The organism is Actinokineospora sp. NPDC051303 (assembly GCF_055586285.1).
This window is the reverse complement of the sequence record NZ_JBVJIN010000008.1, coordinates 105,725-120,904: the sequence shown is the minus strand read 5'-3', so window position 1 is coordinate 120,904 and position 15,180 is coordinate 105,725. Positions and strand designations below refer to the sequence as shown.

Here is a 15,180-nt window from a genome sequence, read left to right as displayed (position 1 = left end):
CACTGGGGAATCACATCATGACAATTCAGTTCAACCACACGATAGTTCCGGCCAAGGACAAGCACGCCTCGGCCACATTTCTCACCGAGATCTTCGATTTGCCCGCGCCGGTCCCGGCCGGATTCTTCCTCGCCGTCGCACTCGACAACGGCGTGACGCTCGACTACGCCGAGCCGCCGGTGGACTTCTCCCCGATGCACCTGGCCTTCCTGGTCAGCGAGGAGGAGTTCGACGGCGTCTACGACCGGATCAAGGCCTGGGGCCTGGACCACTGGGCCGATCCCCGGAAAGAGCTGCCCGGCCAGATCAACACCAATGACGGCGGCCGCGGCGTCTATTTCACCGATCCGAATGGCCATTTCCTGGAAGCCATCACGGTGCCCTACGGCGGCTGGCCGAAGACCTGACCGCTAGCCTGACTCCCTAGAGGGTGATCCCGCGGGCCCGCAGCCACGGCACCGGGTCGATCTTGCGGCTGCCGCCCTGCCACACCTCGAAGTGCAGGTGCGGGCCGGTGGACTGGCCGCGGTTGCCGATGGTGGCGATCTGCTGCCCGGCGGCGACGCGGGCGCCCTTGCTGGTGAGGATCTCGTTCATGTGGCCGTAGACGGTCACCGTGCCGTCGTCGTGGCGGATGCGGACCCACAGCCCGAAACCGCTGGCCGGGCCCGCGTCGATCACCACGCCGGAGGTGACGGCCAGGATCGGCGTGCCGATCTTGTTGGCGATGTCGACGCCGTAGTGGGTGCTGCCCCACCGGGCGCCGAAACCGGAGGTGAACCGGCCTTGGGCGGGCTTGAAATAGCCCGAGGCCGCTGGTTTGGCCGCGGCCACGGTGGCCTGCCGCTTCTTGTCCGCGGCGGCCTTCTGGGCCGCGGCCTTGTCCGCCGCCGCCTTCTGCGCGGCGGCCTTCTCGGCTGCCGCCTTCTCCGCCGCCGCCTTCTCGGCTGCCGCCTTGTCCGCGGCGGCCTTCTCCGCGGCAGCCTTCTCGGCCGCGAGCTTGTCCGCGGCGGCCTTCTCGGCGGCGGCCTTGTCCGCCGCGGCTTTCTGCTCCGCGGCGATGACCTGCTGCCGGGCGGCCTCGGCCGCGCGGGCCTGCTCGGCGCGCACGTCGTCGGCCCGCTGGAGCTTCTTGGCCTCGGCGATCGAGTCGCCGAGCGTGGCGCGGGGAGCGATGAGCGACAGGGCGGCCTCGGACTTCGGGGCCGCGGTGAGGGCCATCCGCAGGACGCCCTCGACGCCGTTGTCGGCCTCGGGGACGGCCATGGCGGTCAGGAGCGGGTGGCCGATGGCCACCACGGCGCCCGCGGCCATGACCGAGGCGACCCGGCGCTTGCGCTGGGATCGCGGTTTGCGGTGCCTGCCCCCGACGCCGGTGACCGGCGTCGGGCGGGCTGAGTCGCCCTGGGGTGATGCTGACATGGGGGAATTGCCTTCCGTCTCGGGGAGATCCGGTCGGGCGCCGGGCGGGGGATCCCGGGTGAGCCAGTGCGGGATAAACCTGACTCGTGCCCTCGTAACCGAACCGTGACGTTCGCGGCGAACGCTACCCTCAGCGACGAGGAAGGCAAACCTGATGTGATCTGGGTCAAAAATAGCCGGTCTTTCGGGCGAAGCGCACGGAGATCGACTACAGAGCGTTGCTGACTAGATCGACTCAATGGTCATCCATGGCCCCTCACCGCCGATGACCTGGGCTATTACCATCCGGTATTTCCCCAGCCCGCCCACCCGGCCTCCGCGCCCCTCGCGGCGTCAAGGGCGAACAGAAGCGTGAGGCGGCAGTGATGCAGATCACTGTTTGATTGGTGGCGGACGGGCTGATCAGGGATCTTCGACCAGCACGACCGTGCGCGCGCCCAACTCGACCGCCAGCGGAACCGACACCGGCCGCTGGGTGAGCACCTGCGCGCACACCGGCCCGCCGTCCGGGCCGCCCTGCGGCTGGGCCATCGGGGCGAGCGCGACGGTCACCGACGTGGCGCTCTCCTCGATCACCCGGCCCTCGACCCCGGTGCAGCTGTCGCGGGCGACGCCGAACAGGTGCAGAGACCGGCCGTCCGGGGCGACCCAGACCCGGCGCTCGGCGTAGGTGTCCGGCAGCGCCTTCGCGTCGACCTGCGCGGGCGGCAGCGGGCGGTAGTCGGGGGCGGCCTCGGGCGGGACCGGCGGCCCGCCCGGCAGCGGCTTGCCGGGTGACGACTCGGCGGGCTGGGACTTGGTGGGCTGGGACTCCCCAGGCAGGTCTCGCGGCTCCGGGGAACCAGAGGTGACCGGAGCCGTCCCGGCTGAGGTGGAGCCGAGATCGCCCGGTGTCACCTGGTCGGCGCCCTGACCGCACGCGGCGAGGGCGAGCATGGCCAGGGCCGCGCCTGCCGTCAGCACTGAGGTCCTCATGGTGAGAGGACGGCGTCGAGGCCGTCCAGGTTGCACCCGGCCTCGAACCTGTCCGCCTATCCGACCGGCCCCGGACAGGGCGGCGCCCCGGGCGGTGGAGCACGACCGCCCGGGGCGCTCAGGGAAGGGCCCTCTTATACCTCTTATATGGAGTACAACTCTGAGCCGCGCGTTTGAGGTCTACCTCTAACTAAGAGGTGCGTTGCTCGCTCTTGAGCACGACCGTGCGCTCGCCCAGCGGCTGGTCCACCTCGACGGTCAGCGTCGGGTAGCGCAAGTCCATGGTGCACATCTCCGGGGTCGACGGCGTGGTCTCGACCAGCAGCAGCACGATCCGCCGCGGGGTCTGCTCGGCCACTTCCGCGCTCGCCTTGCCGCAGCCGCCCTCCTGGGCGACGACGCCGACGGCCTTGCCGTCGCCCTCGGTCCACACCGTCTTCGGGTAGCCCTCCGGCAACGCGGTCGCGTCGATCTGCGCAGGCGGCACAGGCTTGTGGTCGCCGGGCGGGGTCCGAGCGGGCTGGCCGTCCGGCGCCTGCCCGGCCGCGGTCGGCGGGGGTTGCGCCGCGGGATTCTGGGGACTGGGGGTCTCCTGGCCTGCGCAGGCGGTCAACACGGCGAGCAGAACGCCTGCGGCAGCGATGGTTCCTCGACGTGTCATGCCCTGGAGACGGACCGCGTGGGCCGGGGGGTTGCACGTCCGGCCGGAAAGTCCGCGCGGGCTCAGACGGCTTCGATCTCGCGGCCCGCGAGCGGCGCTGAGCAGGCCGAGCACAGCAGCAGCACGGAGAACGGGTGGTCGGCGCCGCGGTGGTGGAAGACGAGCGCCGGTCCCTCGGGCGCCAGGAACCAGCGCTGACCCCACTCGATCGCGGACATGACCACCGGGAAGAACGCGCGGCCCTTGTCGGTGAGCCGGTAAGTGGACCGGTCGGACCGGTCGGGGTCGCCGGAGACCTCCAGCACGCCGAGGTCGCGGAAGGTGCGCAGCCGGTCGGCGATCACCGTCGCTGGCGCGCTGAGGCGGCGCTGGAACTCCGAGAACCGGCGCGCGCCCAGGTAGGCCGCGCCCAGCATGGCCGCCGACCAGCGGTTGCCGATCAGCGCCCGGCTCTGCGGGAAGAACCCGGGGCCCAGGCTGGCCGAGCCGCTGGAGCGGCGGCGCATCGTGGTGTTCGGGGCGGTCCGGGGCCACGACCCGCTGGGGCCGAACTCGCCGGTCACCTCCCGTGGCGGCACCGGCCGACCGCACGTGCCGCAGCCCAGCAGCGGCGTGAACAGCTCACCGCAGCCGCGGTGCCGCATCGCGGGCAGCCGCTCGGCCTGCCCGTCGGCCCACTTCGCCTCCCACGCCCAGATGCTGACGATGATCGGCCACAGCGCGGTGCCCCGGCGGCTCAGGTGGTACTCCAGGCCCGCCGGGTCGTCGCCCGGCCCGACCGGGACGAAGATGCCCACCTCGGTCATGCGGCGCAGCCGGGAGGTGAGCACGGCGGTGGAGACGGGCAGCACCGCCTGCCAGTCGTGGACCCGGCGGGTGCCGTTCTGCAGCGCGTGGCGCAGGATGAGCAGCGTCCACTCGTCCGCGGCGACCCCGATGGCGAACGCGATGGCGTTGTCGCCGCCCGCGCCGAGCACGCTCGGCCGGTCGGGCGGGTGCATCATGAGGCGCGCGGCCCGGCCGCGGCGGGGCGGGCGGCGTTCATGTCGGTGGTCATGGTCATCAGGTAACCGTCGTCCTCGCTGCCGAACACCCCGGCGCCGTCGCGGTGGCGCCCGTCACGGCCGGTCAGCAGGTCATGCGTGACGACGCCGTCGAAAAGACACCAGCCTGGCGCGCCGATGGCGGCATGGGTGTGCCGATTCGGGCGACCAGCGAGCCGGGAGTTGATCATAGCGAGTTCCCGCCAAGATCGGCGCGGCCGTTCCTCTGTGGTCGGTCCGAGTGCGCGGGGTCGCTACCGGTTTTGCTGAATCCGTTGCAGCAGAAGGGTTTCGCGTCGCGAAAATCCGGGTGAGGGAGGCGCGGCCGGGGAGCACGCCGCGGTGTGGACCGTGCCGTCACTGGCGAGGACCCCCTTGCTCAGCCGTGCCGGGACCGCCAGGCGCGCCCCCGTGCGACAGCCGGAAATTGAGAGTACAAGTAGCGACCCGGCCAGGCCAGGTCTCGACGGCGCGCGCTCTCCCACAGTGCGGAACCCGGCGGCGTGAACACTCACCGGGGTGCGTCATGCCGATGCGCCATTCCGGCCGAGATGACAAAAAACGAGAAATTCGCGGAAACAGTGACAGCTCAAGTTGCGGGGTCGGACATTAACGCACTACCGTCGAATTAGGTTGATCCGGGGCCTCGGTTCTCCACCTGAAAAGCCGCTTTATCCGCTTCAGTGTCGAGGAGGAAAAAACGAATGGCGACAAGGACAACGGGAAAACGGCTGCCCTATCTCGCTGGCGGCGGCGTCGTCGCGGTGGTCGCGGCATTGTTCGCCCTCATGTTCGGTGTGGGATCGGCCGCGGCCGTGGACAAGGAACTCACCTACAAAGGCGCGTTTCCGCTGATCGGCGAGCAGACCGTGAGCACGGTCGTGCACGTCGACATCCCCGAGAAGGCCACCGCTGGCGAGTCGCTGTCGGTGCCGTTCAGCATTGACGTCGACGCCGGTCAGGCCACCACCCAGGGCCTGCAGCTGGTGGGCGCCAAGAAGCTCTCGGGCGGAATCAAAGCCTCGGTCACCCTGACCATCAGCGATGGCCAGTCGGTCAAGGTCCCGGTCGAGCTCCCCATTCCGGAAACCGCGGTCCCCACTGAGGGCAATCTGAAGTTCACCGCCAAGGGTGAGGTCAAGTTCACCGTTCCGGCAGGCGTGCCTGCTGGTGAGGCCACCACCAAGGTCGACCCAGACGCGGTGACCCACGTGGTGACCGACAGCTCGCTCGGCGAGTTCGACGTGAACCTCTCGCTGGCTCCGCCGGAGCAGGACACGCTCCTGGGCAAGACCCAGGTCGGCTGACCTGGGGTGATCCGCCGGGTGGGACACGCCGTCGTGCCCCACCCGGCGGATCACCGCGTTTTCCGGCCCGCCAAGCGGTGTCAGACGCCGTCGGGGATGGGCCGCAGGCGGCGCGGGCCGCTGTCGTGGCGCGACGGGGGCGGGCCGACCGTGATCCGGCCACCGGTGACGAAGGCGCCCTCGGCGGAAGCCAGGATGGGCGCGACGGCCAGCGACCGCACCTCCGGCACGTCCTCGGCCAACGCGGCCACCCGCAGCACCAACTGCTCCAGGGCGGCCAGGTCCGCCGGTTCGCCCCCGCCGTAGCCGACTAGCAGCGGCGCGGCCTTCGGCGCCCGCACCAGCGACGCGGCGTCGGCGTCGGTGAGCGGGACGGCGCGGTAGGCGCGGTCGCCGAGCAGGTCGCTGATCAGCCCGGACAGGCCGAAGGACACCAGCGTGCCGAACGACGGGTCGTCCTGCAGACCGATCGTGCACGAGTTTCCCTTGGGCGCCATGCGCTGCACGTACACTTCGTCCATTCCGGACACCGCGCGCAGGTCGGCGTAGGCGGCCCGCACCGCGTCCTCGCCCGCCAGGTCGAGGCGCACGCCGATCAGCTCGCTGCGGTGGCGGAACTGCTTGCTCGCGGTCTTCATCGCCACCGGCAGCCCGAGTTCCAGACTCGCCGCGACCGCACTGTCCGAATCGGACACCACCCGGAACGGCATGACGTCGATCCCGTAGCAGGACAGCACGTCCACCACTTGGTCGTCGGTCAGATCGATCTCACCGCGCTCACCACTGTCCTTTTGCGACAATTCGGCTTCACCGAGCGCGGCGGCGACGACCGCGACCGCGCCCGCCCGGTCGAGACCGTCCGGGCGGACGAAGCTGCCCAGCGGCGCCGAGCGCCAGCGGGCGTAGCCGGTGGCCCTGGCCAGGGCCAGCGCGGCCCGCTCCGGGCTCGGATACGACGGAATCGACCCCCGAGTAGGGGCGCCGTCCGGGCCGGTCACCGCCAGCTCGGCCGGAATCCCTTCCGCGGCAAGAAAAGTGGACACGATCGGCTTGGTGTCCGCCTCGGCCAAGTCGGCGGCGGCCTCGCGCAGCGCCCGCGCGTAGGCGGTGCCCGGAATGGCCAGCGGCGGCACGAACACCACGATCAGCGAGTCCACGTCGTCGCGGCGCAGCGCGTCGGCGACGGCGGCGGCGAACAGGTCGGGCCCGGCCTGCGCGCCGACGTCGACCGGCTCGCCCGCGAGCGCGAGCCCCTGGGCCAGCGCGGCGTCCGCGGCGAGCAGCCCGATGGCCGAGGAGTTGCCGACCACCGCGACCCGCTCGCCGGGCGGCAGCGGCTGGTGCGCCAGCAGCAGCGCGGTGTCGAACAGCTGCGCGATCGACTCGACCCGGATGACGCCCGCCTGCTCGAACAGCGCCTGCACACTGGCCTCGTCCACCGCCACCCCGGTCGCGGCGAGCGCGGGCAGCACCGTGTTGCGGCCGGACTTCACCGCCACCACCGGCTTGTTCCGCCCCAGCCGCCGGGCCAGCCGGGCGAACTTGCGCGGGTTGCCGAACGACTCCAGGTACAGCAGCACGACATCGGTGTGCGGGTCGGTCTCCCAGTACTGCAACAGGTCGTTGCCCGAGACGTCGGCGCGGTTGCCCGCCGAGACGAACGTCGAGAGCCCCAGGCCGCGCGCGGCGGCGTCGGCGAGGATCGCGGTGCCCAGCGCGCCGGACTGGCAGAAGAAGCCGGTGCGCCCCGGACCGGGCAGGGTCGGCGCGAGGGTCGCGTTGAGCCGCACCGCCGGGTCGAGGTTCACCACGCCCAACGCGTTCGGCCCGACCACCCGCATTCCGTGCGCGCGGGCCTCGTCCACCAGCCGCCGCTCCGCGCCCCGCCCGTCCGGGCCGGTCTCGCCGAACCCGGAGGTCACGACCATCAGCGTCTTCACGCCCTTGGCCAGGCAGGCGTCCATGACCTCGTCCACGCTCGCCGCGGGCACGGTGACCACGGCCAGGTCGACCGGGTCGGGGATGTCGAGCACCGTGGGGTAGGCCCGCACCCCGCGCACCGACCGGTGCTCGGCGTTGACCGGGAACACCGGCCCGGCGAAGTCGGCGGCGAGCAGGTTCCCCAGCACCGCGTAGCCGATCTTGGTGTGATCGGTGGACGCGCCGATGACCGCGACCGAGCGCGGGTGCAGCAGGTTGTGCACGCTGCGCGCCTCCGCGGCCTGCTCACGCGCCCAGACGACCGCCATCGACGCCTCGGTGGGGTCGATGGCGAACTCCAGGTGCAGCACGCCCTCGTCGAACGCCCGGCTGACCTGGTAACCGGCGTCGCGGAAGACGCGGACCATCTGCGCGTTGTCGGAAAGCACCTCGGCCTCGAACCGGCGCAGGCCGCACTCGCGCGCCGCCGCGGCGAGGTGCTCCAGCAGGATCGAGCCAAGGCCGCGGCCCTGGTGGGCGTCCTCCACGACGAAGGCGACCTCGGCCGAGTCGGACTCGGCCAGCCGCTCGTAGCGGCCGACGGCGACGATGTCGTCGCCGAGCAGCGCGACGAACGCGACCCGGCTGTGGTGGTCGACGGTGCTGAAGCGGCGCAGGTCCTTGTCGGGGATGCGCGGGTACGGGCCGAAGTAGCGCAGGTAGCGGGTGCGCGAGGAAAGCCTGCTGTGGAAGGCGCGCAGCGACTCGCCGTCGCTGGGCACGATCGGCCGCAGGTGGACCGTGCCGCCATCGGCCAGCACGACGTCGGCCTCCCACCGGCGCGGGTAGTCGAACGGGTCGTGGGCGGCCATGTCGTCAGTCTCTCGGATCGTCCGGGTCCAGGCCGTGCAGCGGGAACACCGCGCGCCGCACGTCGCGGATCACGGTGTCCACCGCCTCGTCCAGCCCGCCGCCCCACTGCTCGAACGCGGTGTCGCGCCCGTCGCCCATGGCCACCGGCAACGTCGCGTTCGGCGCGACCGCGCGCACCGACGCGGTCCACTCCGCCGGGACCAGCGTCTCGACCGGGACGTCGCGGTCGAGCACGGTCGCGATTAGGTGCGTCCACGAGCGGGGGACGACGCGCAGCAGCTGGTACCCGCCGCCGCCGGTGGCCAGCCACTTCCCGCCCGCGTACCGGGTCGCGAGGTCGCGCAGCACACGGTAGGTCTCGCGGTGCCCGTCGACCGACAGCGACAGGTCGGCGAGCGGGTCCTCCTCGTGGGTGTCCACCCCGCACTGGGTGACCAGCACCTGCGGCTGGAACGCGGCCAGCAGCGCGGGCACGGTGGCGTGGAACGCGCGCAGCCAGGCGGGGTCGCGGGTGCCCGGCGGCAGCGGGACGTTGACCGACATGCCCTGCGCGCCGCGCCCGCCGAGCTCGGTGACGAACCCGGTGCCCGGCCACAGCGTCGCCGGGTGCTGGTGCAGCGAGACGGTCAGCACCCGGGGGTCGTCGTAGAACGCGGCCTGCACGCCGTCGCCGTGGTGGACGTCGACGTCGAGGTAGGCGACCCGGTCGAACCCGTTGTCCAGCAGCCACGAGATGGCCACCGCGCAGTCGTTGTACACGCAGAACCCGGCCGCGTGGTCCCGCATCGCGTGGTGCAGCCCCCCGGCGATACTCACCGCCCGGTCCACCGCCCCCGACGCGATCTGCCGCGCCGCCGCCAGCGTCCCGCCCACCACCAACGCCGACGCGGCGTGCATCTGGTCGAAGATCGGGTTGTCCGTCGTGCCTAGCCCGTGCCCGACGTCCCAGGACGCCATCGGCGCCTCCCGGACGGCGGCCACGTAGGACACCTCGTGCACCCGCGCCAGGTCGTCGTCGCCCGCCTGCTCGGGCGCCAGCAGATCCACCCCGTCGAGCACGCCCAGCGCCCGCGCCAGGCGCATGGTCAGCTCAAGCCGGATCGGGTTGAACGGATGGTCCCCGCCCAGGTCGTAGCCGAGCAACGCGGAGTCCCACACGACGCTCGCGGTCGCGGCGCGATCACCCATGGCAGCACCCTAGTGGGCCGCCCGCTCCCCCGTCTCGACCGGACGGTCGGGATCGACGCACCAGTGTGACCAAGACCCCGCGTAGAGCGCGGCGGGCCGCTCGGCGGTGGTGACGCCCGCCACCTCCAGCGCCAACACGACCGAAGCGGCGGTGACACCGGAGCCGCAGTAGGCCCCCACCGGCTCCCCCGCCCGCACCCCCAGCCCGGCGAACCGCTCCGCCAGCCGCGCGGGCGGCAGCCAGCGCCCGTCCGCCCCCACATGCCCGGAAAACGGCGCGTTCACCGCCCGGGGAATGTGCCCGGCCCTCGGGTCGATCGGCTCAACGTCACCCCGGTACCGCTCGGGCGCCCGCGCGTCCAGCAACACCCCGACATCGGCCATCGCGGCCGCCCCGTCGGCGTCGAGCACCGGCATGCCTCCCGGCCGCACCACGAAGTCGCCCGGCTCGCCAGCGCCCGCCAGCCCACCGCCACCCGACCCGGCACCACCCGCTTCACCGGGAGCGGGCTCGGCTTCCGGCGCGGCGGTGCTGACTGGGTGACCGTCCGCCACCCAGGCCGCGTACCCGCCGTCGAGCACGGCGACGTCGGGGTGGCCAGCCCAGCGCAGCAGCCACCACGCCCGCGCCGCGACCGAGCCGTTGTCGGCGTCGTAGGCCACGACCGGCCGGTCCGCGCGGACCCCCGCCCGCCGCAGCACCCGCTGGAGGTCGGCCGGGTCGGGCAGCGGGTGCCTGCCGCCCGCCCCCGGCTCACCGGCCAAGTCGGCGTCCAGGTCGAGGAAGACCGCCCCGGGGATGTGCCCGGCCGCGTAATCCGCCCGTCCCGGCGGACCGCCCAGCCGCCACCGCACGTCCAGCACGACCGGCCGCGGGGACCCGTCCGCTAACGCCGCCAACTCCGCCGCCGACACCACAGGCTTGGGAAATACCGTCACCCCGCCATCCTGCCGGACGCGCCTCTGGTCACTCACCGCTACTGGCCCGCTGCTCCGTCCAAGCGAGCGACTACCATACGAGGTGACGAAGGGGAACCGGCGTGAACGATCTCATTGACACCACAGAGATGTACCTCCGCACCATCTACGAACTCGAAGAGGAGGGCGTCGTCCCCCTGCGTGCCCGCATCGCCGAGCGCCTGGGGCAGAGCGGCCCCACGGTGAGCCAGACGGTCGGCCGCATGGAGCGCGACGGCCTGCTCGTCGTCGCGGGCGACCGACACCTGGAGCTGACCGACCACGGCCGGTCCCTGGCCATCGCGGTCATGCGCAAGCACCGCCTCGCCGAGCGCCTGCTGGTCGACGTCATCGGCCTGGAGTGGGAGCACGTGCACAGCGAGGCGTGCCGCTGGGAGCACGTGATGAGCGAGGCCGTGGAGCGCAAGCTGGTCAAGCTCCTGGGCCACCCGACCACCTCGCCGTACGGCAACCCCATCCCCGGCCTCGACAAGCTGGGCGAGGGCGAGCCCGCGCCGCCCGTGGAGGCGGGCCTGGTGCGTGTGGACGAGGTCGCCCGGCGCGGCGGTGGCAAGGTCGAGATCCGCCGCATCGCCGAGCACGTGCAGCTCGACCCGGACCTGATGGCCGACCTCAAGGCCGTCGGCATCCTCCCCGGCAACGTCATCAGCGTCGGCCCGTCCAAGGGCGACGGCAACACGATCGAGATCACCGGCGCGGGCAACACCGCCGAGTTGGCGCCGACGGTCCTGCACGCGGTCCTGGCCCGAGGGCAGTGACGTCGGCCGACCGGGCCGCCAGCCAGTTCCGGAAGCTCCACGGCCGAGTCCCCGATGGGGTGTGGTCCGCCCCTGGACGGGTGAATCTCCTCGGTGAGCACACGGACTACAACGACGGCTTCGTCCTGCCGTTCGCCCTGCCGTTCCGCATCGCCGTGGCCGCGTCGACCCGCGCCGACGGCGTGCTGGCCGTGACGACCATCGGCGACGACGCCACCCCGCAGCACGCCGCGCCAGTGTCGATCGCGGACCTGGCGCCCGGGTCGGTCACCGGCTGGGCCGCGTACCCGGCCGGGGTCGCCTGGGCGCTGCGCGGCCAGGGCTTCACCGGGGGCGCCGATCTGGTGGTCGTGGGCGACGTGCCCGCTGGCGCGGGTCTGTCGTCCTCGCATGCGTTGCAGTGCGCTGTGGCGCTGGCCCTGCTCGGCCTCGCCGGGGTCACCCCCGATGAGGACGGCTCCCCCACGCTCGCCGAGATCGCCCTGTGGGTGCAGCGCTCGGAGAACGACTTCGTCGGCGCCCCCACCGGACTGCTCGACCAGACCGCGTCGCTGTGCTGCGTCGAGTCGCACGCGCTGTTCCTCGACGTCCGCTCCGGCTCCCGTGAGCAGGTGCCCTTCGACGCGGCCGCGGCGGGCCTGGCGGTGATCGTGATCGACACCCGGGCCCGGCACTCGCTGGCGAACTCGGCCTACGGCGACCGCAGGCGCGGCTGCGAGCGGGCCGCGCGGCTGCTCGGCGTGCCCGCGCTGCGCGATGTGCCCCTCGACGGCCTCGCGGCGGCGATGGCGGCGCTTCCGGAAGACCTTCGGCCGCTGGTGCGGCACGTGGTCACCGAGAACGACCGGGTGCTGCGCGGTGTGGCCGCGCTGCGCGCGGGGTCGATCGCGGGAATCGCCGGGCACCTGCGCGCGTCGCACGCCAGCCTGCGCGACGAGTACCGCGTGTCCTGCCTGGAACTCGACGTCGCGGTGGACGCGGCTGTCGACGCGGGCGCGCTGGGTGCCAGGATGACCGGGGGCGGCTTCGGCGGCTCCGCGATCGCGCTGGCGCCCACCGGCCGCAGGGACGAGGTGGGCGCCGCTGTGCTCGCCGCGTACGCGGAACGGTCGCTGACGGCGCCGCGGCTGTTCACGGTCGCGCCGTCCGCGGGCGCGGGCCGCGACCTCTGACGCCTGCACCCCGCGAACCACGACCGCAAGAACCTCAACCACAAGAACCAGGACGAAGGCGAGGACCACGGTGAAGTTGCTCGTGACCGGCGGGGCGGGATATGTCGGCAGCGTCTGCGCGGCGCGGCTGGTCGAGAGCGGCCATGAGGTCGTGGTCGTCGACGACCTGTCCACCGGCCACGCGGACGCGGTGCCGGACGGCGCCCGGTTCGTCCAGGCCGACATCGCCGAGGCCGCTGGCTCGCTGCTCGCCGAGGGCTTCGACGGCGTGCTGCACTTCGCGGCGAAGTCACTGGTGGCCGAGTCCATGCAGGACCCGGCGAAGTACTGGAACGGCAACGTCCTCACCTCCCTGCGGCTGCTCGACGCCATGCGCGACAACGGAACCCCGCGCCTGGTGTTCTCCTCCACGGCGGCCACCTATGGCGAGCCGGAGCAGGTGCCGATCCTCGAATCGGCCCCCACCCGCCCCACCAACACCTACGGCGCCACCAAACTCGCCATCGATCACGCGATCACCTCCTATGCCAAGGCCCACGGCCTCGCCGCGGTCAGCCTGCGGTACTTCAACGTGGCGGGCGCCTACGGCCGCTTCGGCGAGCGGCACACCACCGAGACCCACCTGATCCCGATCGTGCTGCAGGTGGCCCTCGGCATCCGCCCCGCCATCTCCATCTACGGCGACGACTACCCGACCGCGGACGGCACCTGCGTCCGCGACTACATCCACGTCGCGGACCTCGCCGAGGCCCACCTGCTGGCGCTGGCCCACACCGCCAAGGGCGAGCACCAGATCTACAACCTGGGCACGGGCACCGGCTTCTCCAACCGCGAGGTCGTCCAGACCTGCCGTGAGGTCACCGGCCACCCCATCCCCGCCGAGTTCGCCGCCCGCCGCCCCGGCGACCCGGCGGTCCTGGTCGCCTCCGCCGACGCCGCCGCGGAACACCTCGGCTGGAAGCCAAAGCGCGCCGACCTCCACACGATCATCAGCGACGCCTGGGAGTTCACCCGCGCCCGAGCCTGACGCCACCGCTTTCGCCGTGGCTCCTGCCAAGGAACCGTGGTCGCCGGTCTGTCCCGACTCCGACCGGCGACCACCCACGGCGACCGGCCGGTGATTCCCTCCGGCAAGCACCCGCCCGACGCACCCTCGCCCACCAACGAACATCCCGGCGGCGCCCGCGCCAAGGCCCCCGGTCAGACCGTGTGGACCAGCCGCTCGTGCCGGTCGCGGGCGACGCCCGTGTCCAGCGGTGGACGCCGGACCTGGCACCGCCAGCGGCCTTGGCGTGGCGGTCGTCCACCATGCACAGCAAGTCAGCCCCGCCCTGCCGGTCGACTCAGCGGGGATGATGGCGGCGACGGTGCTGGTGGCCTGGTGTCGGAGGGCGAGTTTGTCGTGGCGGTGGCCCTGCCCGGTGTTGTGTGAGCAGGGTGATGCCCGTGGCGTTGCTCGTAGGTCCGCCGGTGGGTGGCGGTCCACCGTGCGAGCTTGTGGCCTCGCGGTGGCGGTGTGGGCACGGGCTGGTCGATGGTGGGCTTGATCTTGGGTCGACGTAGGCAGGCGCGGTTGCCCTTCGAGCCGCGTGCCTTGTCCACGAGAACCCGGTCCCTGGTGCGTGGCCAGCCACCGCCAGCCGCCCGGAGCGTCGAGCGGTTCGGCCACCTAGTCGGGCGCGCGGGTTCGGGCGCGGGCGGTCTGCATGATGATGTGGCGGAGTTCGGCGGGCGGAATGGCGTGGTCGATCGACGCGCGCAGCAGCGCGGCGAGGGTGTGGGCGGGATCCGCGTCGATCGCGATGTCGAGGGCCATGCCTGCCAAGGCACCGTCGCCGCGAAGGTAAGCGCTGACCGCGAGCAGACAAGCGGGTTCGGCGCGTTCCGGGGCGGGTATGGCCCGGACCAGGCGGGTCCAGAGCCGATCGGCCGTGCGGGCACGGTCGGACAGGACGATGGTGAGGCACGCGTCGCGGATGTCGTGGTGGCTCAGGGCCACCGCGAGCGCGGCGAGCTGGTCGTCGTCCAAGTCCGGATCGGCGGCGGGGTTGGTGATCACTAGGCCGTCGTGCGCGCGGTGGGCGACGGAGCCGGAACCCGAAGCGGGTGATTCCCCAGCGGAGTCCGGGGGCCAAGCCGGGTGGAACGCGGCGAGGGTGGACTCGACCAGGGCCAGGTCGCGGGCGAAGGCGGTGGGGGCTTCCTCGGCCGCGGCGAGTTCCCGGTCCACGATGGCGTCGATGAGGGCGGAGCGGCGGTTCAGGTCGGCCTCGGGGTCGGGAGCCAGCGTGTCGGCCAAGGCTTCGCGGGTCGGGTAGGTGACTACCCCCGCGACGGCCAGGAAAGCCGCGATGGGGGCGGCCTCCGGGTCGGCGACGGCGCCCGAGCAGCGCGGATGGGTGTAGCAGTGCCAGGGTTCGCCCTTCGCCGACGCGGGCGTCCACAGGGCGTGGACGACCGAGACGCCCTTGGTCGCGAAGGCCGCTGTCACCGCGTCGACCATGTGTCTTAGGGGTGGAAAGGATTGGCCCGGTGGCGCGTCCGTGTCCCCGCCGACGATCACGACGAACACCGAGCGGGTCCCGTGGTCGGTGACGACCGAGGTCAGGCGCTCGGCCAGGGCTGTGGTGTCGGCGTCGGCCGGGAGGTCGGCGCGGATGATCGGGCCCAGGCGCGCGCCGTCTTCTTCGACCAGCGTCACCACGATGAGGGAGTCGGCCGGGTGGAAGCCCAGCAGGTGCGGGAGGGCGGCGATGAGGTCGCCGCCGTCTTCGAGAGTGAGGCTGGTGGTCAGTGGAGTAGTCATGAGTCCACTGTGCACAGGGCGGCGGGCCGGGGAAAGGTCTTCTCGTCCCCTGTGGATAGATCCGCCCACTGTGGACA

The 15,180-nt window shown here is 72.4% G+C and carries 14 protein-coding genes; 5 read left to right on the top strand and 9 right to left on the bottom strand.

The window, feature by feature from the left end; genetic code table 11:
• Positions 1-17: 17 nt before the first annotated feature.
• A complete protein-coding gene (locus tag ACZ6SD_RS08840) occupies positions 18-407 on the top strand; it encodes a VOC family protein (RefSeq protein WP_465316336.1) in 390 nt (129 codons plus the stop codon).
• Between the two features lie 16 nt (positions 408-423).
• Here ACZ6SD_RS08840 and ACZ6SD_RS08835 read toward each other — a convergent pair whose 3' ends face one another.
• The 5 genes from ACZ6SD_RS08835 to ACZ6SD_RS08815 all read right to left on the bottom strand — a co-directional run bounded on the left by ACZ6SD_RS08835 (position 424) and on the right by ACZ6SD_RS08815 (position 4,292).
• Positions 424-1,422, bottom strand: coding sequence for a M23 family metallopeptidase (locus ACZ6SD_RS08835; RefSeq protein WP_465316335.1), 999 nt, complete (start codon positions 1,420-1,422; stop codon positions 424-426).
• A 402-nt stretch (positions 1,423-1,824) separates the two neighbouring features.
• On the bottom strand, positions 1,825-2,397 hold the full coding sequence (locus tag ACZ6SD_RS08830; RefSeq protein WP_465316334.1) for a hypothetical protein: 573 nt from the start codon (positions 2,395-2,397) through the stop codon (positions 1,825-1,827).
• Between the two features lie 190 nt (positions 2,398-2,587).
• Entirely contained in the window at positions 2,588-3,058 is a 471-nt protein-coding gene (locus ACZ6SD_RS08825) for a hypothetical protein (RefSeq protein ID WP_465316333.1), read from the bottom strand.
• A 62-nt stretch (positions 3,059-3,120) separates the two neighbouring features.
• Positions 3,121-4,062, bottom strand: a complete 942-nt coding sequence (locus ACZ6SD_RS08820; RefSeq protein ID WP_465316332.1) for a winged helix-turn-helix transcriptional regulator — start codon at positions 4,060-4,062, stop codon at positions 3,121-3,123.
• Entirely contained in the window at positions 4,059-4,292 is a 234-nt protein-coding gene (locus ACZ6SD_RS08815; protein WP_465316331.1) for a hypothetical protein, read from the bottom strand. Before ACZ6SD_RS08815 ends, ACZ6SD_RS08820 begins: the two co-directional genes overlap by 4 nt.
• A gap of 513 nt (positions 4,293-4,805) precedes the next feature.
• On the opposite strand from ACZ6SD_RS08815, the gene ACZ6SD_RS08810 reads away from it, so the two are divergent.
• Entirely contained in the window at positions 4,806-5,408 is a 603-nt protein-coding gene (locus tag ACZ6SD_RS08810; protein WP_465316330.1) for a DUF6801 domain-containing protein, read from the top strand.
• Positions 5,409-5,488: 80 nt separating this feature from the next.
• Here ACZ6SD_RS08810 and ACZ6SD_RS08805 read toward each other — a convergent pair whose 3' ends face one another.
• The 3 genes from ACZ6SD_RS08805 to ACZ6SD_RS08795 are packed head-to-tail and all read right to left on the bottom strand — an operon-like array spanning position 5,489 to position 10,328.
• Positions 5,489-8,200 (bottom strand): bifunctional acetate--CoA ligase family protein/GNAT family N-acetyltransferase, encoded by a 2,712-nt coding sequence (locus tag ACZ6SD_RS08805; RefSeq protein ID WP_465316329.1) that lies wholly within the window; start codon positions 8,198-8,200, stop codon positions 5,489-5,491.
• Between the two features lie 4 nt (positions 8,201-8,204).
• On the bottom strand, positions 8,205-9,389 hold the full coding sequence (locus ACZ6SD_RS08800) for an acetoin utilization protein AcuC (protein WP_465316328.1): 1,185 nt from the start codon (positions 9,387-9,389) through the stop codon (positions 8,205-8,207).
• Between the two features lie 9 nt (positions 9,390-9,398).
• Complete coding sequence (locus ACZ6SD_RS08795; protein WP_465316327.1) at positions 9,399-10,328, bottom strand: sulfurtransferase; 930 nt, start codon at positions 10,326-10,328, stop codon at positions 9,399-9,401.
• Positions 10,329-10,429: 101 nt separating this feature from the next.
• On the opposite strand from ACZ6SD_RS08795, the gene ACZ6SD_RS08790 reads away from it, so the two are divergent.
• The 3 genes from ACZ6SD_RS08790 (at position 10,430) to galE (ending at position 13,324) form a co-directional block, all read left to right on the top strand.
• The gene (locus tag ACZ6SD_RS08790) at positions 10,430-11,125 is read left to right on the top strand and encodes a metal-dependent transcriptional regulator (RefSeq protein ID WP_091449001.1); all 696 of its coding nucleotides are present in this window, start codon (positions 10,430-10,432) and stop codon (positions 11,123-11,125) included.
• Positions 11,122-12,297: a galactokinase gene (gene galK / locus ACZ6SD_RS08785; protein ID WP_465316326.1), complete on the top strand. Its 1,176-nt coding sequence runs from the start codon at positions 11,122-11,124 to the stop codon at positions 12,295-12,297. The genes ACZ6SD_RS08790 and galK overlap by 4 nt, the downstream gene beginning before the upstream one ends.
• A gap of 70 nt (positions 12,298-12,367) precedes the next feature.
• Positions 12,368-13,324, top strand: coding sequence for a UDP-glucose 4-epimerase GalE (gene galE / locus ACZ6SD_RS08780; protein ID WP_465316325.1), 957 nt, complete (start codon positions 12,368-12,370; stop codon positions 13,322-13,324).
• Positions 13,325-13,966: 642 nt separating this feature from the next.
• On the opposite strand, the gene ACZ6SD_RS08775 is transcribed toward galE, so the two are convergent.
• The gene (locus ACZ6SD_RS08775) at positions 13,967-15,103 is read right to left on the bottom strand and encodes a DUF4192 domain-containing protein (RefSeq protein ID WP_465316324.1); all 1,137 of its coding nucleotides are present in this window, start codon (positions 15,101-15,103) and stop codon (positions 13,967-13,969) included.
• Positions 15,104-15,180: the final 77 nt, after the last annotated feature.

Bases quoted from the DNA above. Each gene is read 5' to 3' on its own strand.
- ACZ6SD_RS08805 (WP_465316329.1), bottom strand. From the start codon at position 8,200: ATGGCCGCCCACGACCCGTTCGACTACCCGCGCCGGTGGGAGGCCGAC.
- ACZ6SD_RS08825 (WP_465316333.1), bottom strand. From the start codon at position 3,058: ATGACACGTCGAGGAACCATCGCTGCCGCAGGCGTTCTGCTCGCCGTG.
- ACZ6SD_RS08800 (WP_465316328.1), bottom strand. From the start codon at position 9,389: ATGGGTGATCGCGCCGCGACCGCGAGCGTCGTGTGGGACTCCGCGTTG.
- ACZ6SD_RS08830 (WP_465316334.1), bottom strand. From the start codon at position 2,397: ATGAGGACCTCAGTGCTGACGGCAGGCGCGGCCCTGGCCATGCTCGCC.
- ACZ6SD_RS08820 (WP_465316332.1), bottom strand. From the start codon at position 4,062: ATGATGCACCCGCCCGACCGGCCGAGCGTGCTCGGCGCGGGCGGCGAC.
- ACZ6SD_RS08810 (WP_465316330.1), top strand. From the start codon at position 4,806: ATGGCGACAAGGACAACGGGAAAACGGCTGCCCTATCTCGCTGGCGGC.
- ACZ6SD_RS08815 (WP_465316331.1), bottom strand. From the start codon at position 4,292: ATGATCAACTCCCGGCTCGCTGGTCGCCCGAATCGGCACACCCATGCC.
- ACZ6SD_RS08775 (WP_465316324.1), bottom strand. From the start codon at position 15,103: ATGACTACTCCACTGACCACCAGCCTCACTCTCGAAGACGGCGGCGAC.
- ACZ6SD_RS08840 (WP_465316336.1), top strand. From the start codon at position 18: ATGACAATTCAGTTCAACCACACGATAGTTCCGGCCAAGGACAAGCAC.
- ACZ6SD_RS08835 (WP_465316335.1), bottom strand. From the start codon at position 1,422: ATGTCAGCATCACCCCAGGGCGACTCAGCCCGCCCGACGCCGGTCACC.